The organism is Bradyrhizobium sp. Ses1 (assembly GCF_059512365.1).
In genome coordinates this window covers 1-8,026 of sequence record NZ_JCAMOQ010000112.1, presented here as the reverse complement: position 1 = coordinate 8,026, position 8,026 = coordinate 1, and the positions used below count along the sequence as shown (strand labels likewise).

7 protein-coding genes and 2 pseudogenes are annotated in these 8,026 nt (G+C 60.9%); 1 reads left to right on the top strand and 8 read right to left on the bottom strand.

Features of this window, described 5'->3' with window-relative positions:
- Positions 1–25: 25 nt before the first annotated feature.
- From AC5ZG5_RS45190 to AC5ZG5_RS45160, 7 genes and pseudogenes are all read right to left on the bottom strand, one after another.
- Positions 26–799: a tyrosine-type recombinase/integrase gene (locus AC5ZG5_RS45190; RefSeq protein ID WP_456647056.1), complete on the bottom strand. Its 774-nt coding sequence runs from the start codon at positions 797–799 to the stop codon at positions 26–28.
- A 306-nt stretch (positions 800–1,105) separates the two neighbouring features.
- A pseudogene (locus tag AC5ZG5_RS45185) lies at positions 1,106–1,804 on the bottom strand (tyrosine-type recombinase/integrase).
- Complete coding sequence (locus tag AC5ZG5_RS45180; RefSeq protein WP_456647055.1) at positions 1,801–2,091, bottom strand: site-specific integrase; 291 nt, start codon at positions 2,089–2,091, stop codon at positions 1,801–1,803. The pseudogene AC5ZG5_RS45185 and the gene AC5ZG5_RS45180 overlap by 4 nt, the downstream one beginning before the upstream one ends.
- A 105-nt stretch (positions 2,092–2,196) precedes the next feature.
- Positions 2,197–2,391 (bottom strand): tyrosine-type recombinase/integrase, encoded by a 195-nt coding sequence (locus AC5ZG5_RS45175; protein WP_456647054.1) that lies wholly within the window; start codon positions 2,389–2,391, stop codon positions 2,197–2,199.
- A gap of 130 nt (positions 2,392–2,521) precedes the next feature.
- A complete protein-coding gene (locus AC5ZG5_RS45170) occupies positions 2,522–2,734 on the bottom strand; it encodes a hypothetical protein (RefSeq protein WP_456647053.1) in 213 nt (70 codons plus the stop codon).
- A gap of 25 nt (positions 2,735–2,759) precedes the next feature.
- Entirely contained in the window at positions 2,760–3,098 is a 339-nt protein-coding gene (locus tag AC5ZG5_RS45165; RefSeq protein ID WP_456647052.1) for a hypothetical protein, read from the bottom strand.
- A gap of 870 nt (positions 3,099–3,968) precedes the next feature.
- Positions 3,969–4,214 (bottom strand): site-specific integrase, encoded by a 246-nt coding sequence (locus tag AC5ZG5_RS45160; protein WP_456671307.1) that lies wholly within the window; start codon positions 4,212–4,214, stop codon positions 3,969–3,971.
- Positions 4,215–5,066: 852 nt separating this feature from the next.
- Between AC5ZG5_RS45160 and ald the strand changes: the two genes are divergently transcribed.
- The gene (gene ald / locus AC5ZG5_RS45155) at positions 5,067–6,179 is read left to right on the top strand and encodes an alanine dehydrogenase (protein WP_456647050.1); all 1,113 of its coding nucleotides are present in this window, start codon (positions 5,067–5,069) and stop codon (positions 6,177–6,179) included.
- Between the two features lie 1,281 nt (positions 6,180–7,460).
- Here ald and AC5ZG5_RS45150 read toward each other — a convergent pair.
- Positions 7,461–7,936: pseudogene (locus AC5ZG5_RS45150) on the bottom strand (IS256 family transposase); the annotation flags it as partial.
- Between the last annotated feature and the right edge of the window lie 90 nt (positions 7,937–8,026).

The window sequence follows — 8,026 nt, the reverse complement described above, 5'->3', positions numbered from 1 at the left end:
TTCGCGGGACACAGCGTGCCCGCTGTCAGGCAGAAACTCCACTTATCGCCTTGTTCAGATTCTTGAGGCCGGCTCTATCGGTTCCGGCTTCGAGCAGGTGCACCGCAAATGCGTGCCGCAGCGAATGCGGCGTCACCGGCTTGGAGAGTTTCGACACCCGATGCGCCTTACGGCAGGTGGCATCCACGGCGCTTTTCGATATCGGTTCTCCAACAACACCGCCGGGAAACAGCCATATCCCTGTGGGCCGCACGGCGCGCCAATAGTTCGTCAGCACCTCCAGCAGCTTGGCCGATAGCATGACGTAGCGGTCTTTCTGTCCCTTGCCCTGCTCGACGCGCAGCACCATGCGCTGGCGGTCGAGAGCCTCGGGCTTCAGGCGGGTGGCTTCAGAAATACGGAGGCCGGCGGCATAGCATGTCGTCAGAACCGCCTGGTGTTTGAGGCTCTCGATACTGCCGAGGAAGTGCAGCACCTCCTCAGGGCTGAGAATGACGGCCAGTGTCTTTGGCGCCTTTCGGCACGGAATGACCTGGTCGAAATCCCAATCGAGGCCGAGCGTGACGCGGTAGAGGAATCGAAGCGCTGCGACGGTCACGTGCACCGAACGTGGCGCCAGCTTCTTCTCGTTCGTCAAATAGACCTGGTAGGCGCGGATATCCTCCGGACCGAGCAAAGCCAGCGATTTAGCGAAATGCCGGGCGAATTGCGAAACCTGCAACAAATACGAATCCTGCGTGTGTTGCGACAGGTTGCGGACCTGCACGTCTTCCATCATGCGTAACCGAAGCGAGGTCATAGCGAACTCCTTGACAAGAGGGACGCTGCGCGCGGGCAGCAACACCATCTTGGCAAGGGCAAGCGCTTCTGAAATGCGGTGGATTACGTTGCTGTGCGGGTGGTGCCGCGGCCAGAGACACGGGCTGGCTTCAAGGGGGATACCGCGCTCAACGCGGATACCCTCCCGCGGAGCGGGTTCGTCCAAGACGGTTTATACCGACTGCCGAACTATGCCGAATGGTTTTGGGAAGAATCCGTCATTTGCGCGCGCTTGCAGCTGATCGAGCAGTCGTCGTCCCGGTCCCATTCGGCATAGTCCGGCGTGTTACAGCGCCTCAAGGAAGGCGAGCAGGCGATCACTTGGCTGGAAGCGGGCTCGCTTGCTGGTGCTCGTACGGCTTGAGCTTTGCGAGGGCAGCTTCTTTGAGTGCGAGATGGGCATGCAGGTAGGTCTGCGTTGTCTCGATAGACTCATGGCCGAGCCACAGCGCAATGACGGAGCAATCGACGCTGGCTTGCAGGAGCTCATTGCAGCGCTGTGCCTGAGCACGTGCGGCGAAAGCAGCAGCAAGGTATAATCGCGACGCCCCAGCCATGTCGTGCGATCGGGAGCGGCGAAACTCGCCTCGATCTCGGACCGTGTCAGGAAATGCACCTGACGCTTGTCGTGACGCTTGCTTGGTATCGCCAGGACTCGCTGGATCAGGGCGCTGTGAGCCGGCTCCTCGAAGGACACGAACCGGAAAAAGGAGCGAATGGCTGTCAGGCGCAAGTTGCGCGTCTTGACGCTGGCGCCTCGCTTCGTCTCGAGATCAGCAAGCAACGCGCTGACAAAAGGCGCATCGAGATCGTCGAGGGCCAGGGCCGAGGGTGGCTTGTGGAGCCGCGCTTGCGCAAACGTGAATAAGAGCCGGAACGTATCTCGGTAGGATGCGATCGTGTTGGCGCTGACATTGCGCTGGCGCATGAGCCGCTCGGTGAAGTAACGCTCGATGAACGCGGCGAGGTTGCTGCTCGGCTTCATGGCTTGCCCGCCCAGCGCCGGTCGAGACGGCGGGCTGCCTCTTCCATCAGCTCCGGACAGGCCGAGAGATACCACGTGTCGCGCACGCAGGCGTGGCCGAGATAGGTGGAAAGCGCCGGCAGCTGCTGCTCGACATCAATCCCCTCGCGATACCAGCTGAGAAGCGTGCGGATGGCGAAGCGATGCCGGAAATCGTGCACGCGCGGCCCGCTATGGTCGTCTGGACGCCACAGGCCGATCTCGCGGGATAAGCGCCAGAAAACACGATGAACATACTGGTGCAGCAATCGGCCGCCGCGCTCAGCCACGAAGAAGCGCGCACCGCAGCGCGATCCGAGGTGAGCATCCCGCTGTTTGGCGTAGCTGCGGAGAGCCGCACGGGTCGTCGGATGCTACGGCATGAGGCGCGACTTGCCGAACTTGCCCTCTCGGACCGTGAGTACGCCTTCCTTGAGATCGACATCGGCACGCTCAAGCCCGGTCGCCTCGGACAGACGCATGCCTGTCGCGGCGATCAGCCCGAACAGATAATGATAAGTCCAGCGCCGCAGTCCGGTTGCAGGAGGCAGGGCAAGTGCCGCCTTCAATAACGCCGCGATCTCCGTATCGCTGTAGACATAGGGCTTGGCCCGCTTCAGGGTGGCAAGATTCCGACGCGCGGCACCTCCGTCTCGGGATCGATGTTCGCGATACGGCGCGCGAAACCGTGCACGTCGGTTAATCGCAAGGCCCACGATGCATGACGGTCGGGTGGCAGAGTCGCCAGGCTAAGGCGAGCTTTGCGGTGATGGTCGTGGCCTTACGCTGCTCCATGAAGGAGATGAAAATCGGGAAGAAATCGGCGAGCCGGCGGGCCTGATGCTGGTACTTGTACCCAAGCCCTTGGCGCATGCTCAGATACTGCTTGAGTGCGGATCGCAGAGTGGTCATTGCACGTCTCCCGGCCATGGCAGGCTCAATGTGCGGAGTGCAGCTCAGAGAACTGCCGCCACACAACGGTATCAAAAAAGCGTCGCGGCGCCCTGACCATGATCGTCGTCGAGCGCTGCCGCGGATATCGGAAGGGCCGCATCCCATAACGCCGGCACAACGCGATGAACAGCCGGACCGACCGTTGGTCTGGTAGGCTAAACTTCATTTCGATGGGGGGATAGCGACGCCTCACCTCCTCGAGCTTCGCCTTCAGCCGTTCGACTGCGGCTTCCGCGGCGCCGCGTTCTCCATCGGTGGTCGCGCCGAAATACAGCGCCTCCACCTTCTTGAGCCGTTCCCGAAGCTGGTCTTCGATCGGCATGCCTTCGCTCCTCGGAAGAACGAGGCCATCGCGCCAAACGGCCGTCAATCACCAAAAGCACGCCGTCCACACATCATCGCAAGCAGGAGCGGAGCGCTCGCGCATCCCTTGTGCTAAAAGCAGGCACCTTGCGGCCTTGGCGAGATTGCAGCGCCGCGCCCTCGCCCGCCGAAATGCTGCCGCCCAGGCCTCATCGGACACTCACCTTCATTGAGCCATAGCACCATTGGCTCGCCGGTCGAGGTGACAAACCGCTTGCGCTCCGCGGGGCGAAGCAAATCCAGCCAGACGGCGCGGGCCTCGCCGTCTTTGCCGACGATGCTGATCGTGGCACCGCTTGCATCGAAACCTACGATCGGCCGGCGCACGATGACACCGGCGCTTGCCAAGAGCGTTGGCTCGCTCGATCGCGATGTAGTCTTCGAGCCGGCGCACAAAACGAACCGGCAGTCTGATCTCCCGCGCTCTTCCCGCCCTTGGCGATTGCGGCCGGGAGGCGGAATGAGAGCGACGCTATTTTGCGGCTGTGCGATCCGGCATCTCGGTCGCCAATACGCTCGCCGCTTCCTCCAGTCGGAGACCGGTCGTAACCACCAGCTCCGCGAACAGCGCATTGCGCTCGCCGTGACGCCCGCGCCATTCGGTATCCTCACGTCCATCCGGGTCACGACTGCGCAGGCCCACATCCCTGAAGAGCAGGAAATGATCCGAGCTGACGAACCGAACATCGGTAGGCCGTGCACCTGGCTCGCGTGCTCGTACGGTCTTCACTGGAACGAGACGGCCACGGTGAATCCGCCGCCAGCCCATTGCAGGCCGGAACGGAGAAGTCCTGATCAACTCTTCTTCGAGCGCCCAGGCGTAGAACTTCTACAATGCTGCGACGGCAAGGTTCCATGAATCGGCGGAGATACGATGTGTTGGCATCGATCGGCGGCGCGCAGCATGATAGGCGGTGAGATCGTCTCGATCGGCCTGCCAGACAGACTTGCCGTCGCGCCGCTCGCGGAGGAATCGCATCCAGACCACAAGATCGCGGCCATAGGCCCGCAGGCTGTTGAACGAACGTACGCCATGGTGCGGCAGGCGCGAAAAAAAACCGGTTGAAATCGACATCGTAGCGTCCACCATCATCCAGGATGAATGGCAGCCTCACTCAGACCGGCCTTCTCCGCCGCCGCGATCGCGGCGGCGGAGAAGGCCGGAAGTGCGCCGTGCGTCATCATCGCGGGCCCGCCAAGAGCGCCAGTTCGGTGAAATAGAGCTGGGGGTGGGAAAAAGCTCCTTGTGGTCGCTTACGCACTGGCGGGCTTAAGCCCGCCAGTGCGCAAGCCACTACCTCACTTCATCGTCCGAATCAGAATCTCGTTCGCTCAAGCGTGACGCTGAGGCATGACGCTCATGAGACACGCCCATAGAGTCCGGATAATGCCGAGATCCTCGCGCAGGAGACCGGACGGTCGATCGAGGATCCGGCCAAACTTATTGGACCCAAGTTGGCGCCTCATGGGAACGGATGGAAACTTTGTAAAGGCTCGGCGCGGCCGTCATGTTCCTGGTCGAGGCGAGGGCTAGCGGCCCAACAGCAGCTTTAGGAAGGCTTCAAGGCCGGGCTTTCGTTGTCGGCCCGCCAATGGGCCGAAAAATCGAACCGACTTGGGCGGATGCCATCGCGCAGCTCGCGGTAGACCAAGCTCGAAATAGTGGGCCCCGATGGCCAGTGCGCGCTGCTGGCGATCGCAGTGCTGGGACACTCGGTCAGTCGATTCGAGAATGCGGTCTGAGTGACCCGCGCCTTGCTACTGAGTTCGGTGGGAATTTTCATATTAAACTCATCAGGGAGGACTGGTCTTGAATCCTGCGTAATCATAAGGGAATTCGCTGAATTTCTGCGCTGTTTGGCCTTCTGGGTCGCGGGTTTTGCACTGCTCTTCCGATTAGAAAAGGTCGTCAAGTGAGGAGATTCGCATGAAGGTCGGTGTTCCCAAGGAGATCAAGACGCACGAATATCGAGTAGGCCTGACACCTGGAGCCGTCCGCGAATACGTGGCCGCCGGTCACAGTGTGCTGGTCGAGACCAATGCCGGCGCTGGAATTGGCGCCACAGACGACAATTATCGCAAGGCTGGCGCAACGATCGTGGCCTCCGCTCGCGAGGTGTTCGCATCGAGCGAGTTGATCGTAAAGGTGAAGGAACCCCAACCTTCCGAATGGGTTCAGCTGCGACAGAACCAGATTCTCTTCACTTATCTGCATCTGGCGCCTGACCCGGAGCAAGCTGAGGGCCTCTTAGAATCTGGGTGCACTGCGATCGCCTATGAAACCGTAACTGACGCGCATGGCGGCCTTCCGCTGCTTGCGCCAATGAGCGAGGTCGCGGGCAGGCTCGCGGTCGAAGCAGCCGGTGCGGCCCTGAAGCGGCACGCCGGCGGGCGGGGGCTCTTGATCGGTGGCGTGCCAGGCGTCCAGCCGGCCCGCATCGTGGTGATCGGAGGCGGCGTTGTTGGTACGCATGCAGCTCGAATGGCGGCCGGCCTGGGTGCCGAGGTCACGATCCTTGACCGGTCGATATCCCGACTTCGCGAACTGGATGAACTATTTGAAGGGCGCGTTCGTACCAGGTTCTCGACAAAAGACGCGATTGAGGAGGAGGTATTTGCGGCGGATGTCGTGATTGGTGCGGTGCTGCTTCCCGGCGCGAGCGCGCCGAAGCTGGTCACTCGCGGCATGTTGGGATCGATGCGCAAGGGCTCTGTGATCGCGGACGTAGCTATCGACCAGGGCGGGTGTTTCGAGACATCGCGTCCAACGACGCACGCGGAGCCAACTTACGAGGTAGACGGCGTCATTCATTACTGTGTGGCCAATATGCCCGGCGCTGTCCCGCTCACCTCGAGCCAAGCGCTGAATAACGCCACGCTGCCCTTTGGTTTGGCTCTCGCCAACAAGGGATTTGTAGCCGTGCTCGAAAATCCGCACCTACGCGCAGGCCTGAATGTCCATCGAGGCCGCCTCACTTCTAGGGCTGTGGCCGAGAGTCTTGGCCTGCCATTCTCACCGATCGAACAGGCTGCGGCCTGATCCCAGAGGTCCCCTTGTGGGGCGTTTCCTCCCAGACTTGGCGGGCCACTCCTTCGGGAGTGGCCCTTCTTTCGTGTATCGAATATGAAGGCCCGAAACACAGTCTCGCGGAAGCGAACAGGCGCAAGCACTTCTACGTCAGATTGGCAAATGGGAGAAGCGAGGAAGTGATGAGGAGGTTAAGCTCGCCAAACTGGCGGCTGAGTTTCGGCAAGCCCTCGATCGCTCTGATCCGCGTGGCACGAGAGTGACTGACTATGAGTAGGAGCTAGACAGGCTCCCGGAGAAGGCTCGCGGGATCGTAGAAGTTAGCCCAGGCAGCCACTTGCTCCTAGAAAGCCGCGCCCAGCGTGCCGATACCGATTAGGAATCAGGTCGAGCTATATCGTCGAGTGCCCGGACTGAGGCAGACCAAGAGCCAACACAGAATTGCCTCGCTTCTACCTGGAATGGTCTGGCGAGTTGACGACTCTTCAGGACCAGACCGAGTTAACGTGGGTCAGTACGTAACGTACCTGTTGATGGCCTCAGGACTGGCAAGGCGGATAATAAAGCGGCACATGTGCTCGCTATCGAACCTCCGGCAGTCCATAGCAAAGGCATGAAATGCGAGAATGTCTGGCTTGGTCATAAGGTCTGTAAGAAGAAAAAGGGGCACCACGTGAAGGCCCTCAGCGATGAGAACGTGCTGACGGTCCTTAACGGCGTCCCCAAATCAAAGCTCTGTCCCGAGTACTCAAGGACCTCACACCAAACAGGCCATGAACGCGCCCGTGGAATCCTACCCCGGAGGCATTCTGGGGCGGACGGATAAAGAGGGAGGCTGTGGTCTTTTAACATCATTTAGAGGTTGTGGTTTTCCGGAGCAGTTGTTGCGCCGCTCGTCAAGCATTGTGGTCAAGAGTTCGACATTGGCCATTTGGATCAGCACATCGAGATCTGCACCTGGAAAAGGAGCGGGAGGAGAGTTTTTGTGCCTCGTGAAAATTCGCTACAGCGGCCACTGCTATTCGTTTTAACACGATGGTTCTCCTCAGCCGAAGGGTGCGCACCTTTTCAAAGACAGAAACGGGAAGGCGCAAGTCGCTTTGGGTCGTGTCCCGTGGCGTGGTAGCTGAGTGCGGGTGACCGCGTTCGCCGGCATGGGCCGGATCGGTCAAGCTGGCGATTGCCGGGAAGCTGACGGCGGCATCATCCCCAACGGCGCGATCGTTTCCAGTGTCATGTAGCGTCCGCGCTGGACGGCCCACTCGTCGTTCTGTTCGAGCAGGATGGCCCGACCACCGCGGCCTTGATCCCCTCATGGGCATCGGAGATGACGAGCTTGACGCCGCGAAGGCCCCGACGCGTCAGCTTGCGGAGGAGCGCGATCCAGAACGTCTCGTCCTCGGATGGGCCGATGTCCATGCCGAGAACCTCACGCCGGCCGTCGCTGTTGATACCCATCGCAATGGTCACGGCGACCGACACCATGCGCCCGTTCTGGCACACCTTCAGACGGGTGGCGTCGATCCACAAATACGGCCAGTCGCCCTCGATCGGGGAATTGAGGAAAGCCTTCAACTTATCGTCGTCTCACTGCACAGCCGCGACACCTGGCTCTTGGAGATCCCGCTCATGCCCATGGCCTGTACCAGATCGTCGACCGAGCGGGTGGAGACGACCTGGACATAGGCTTCCTGCACCACCGCTGTGAGCGCCTTCTCGGCCATCCGCCGCGGTTGCAAGAAGCCGGGGAAGTAGGAGCCCTTGCGCAGCGTTCGGGATGCGCTGGGCGGCGGCGATCAAGGTGAGACTTCGCATTGCGTCGTCAGAAATGCTCCTGAATCCTGAGCTGTTGCCTCGCG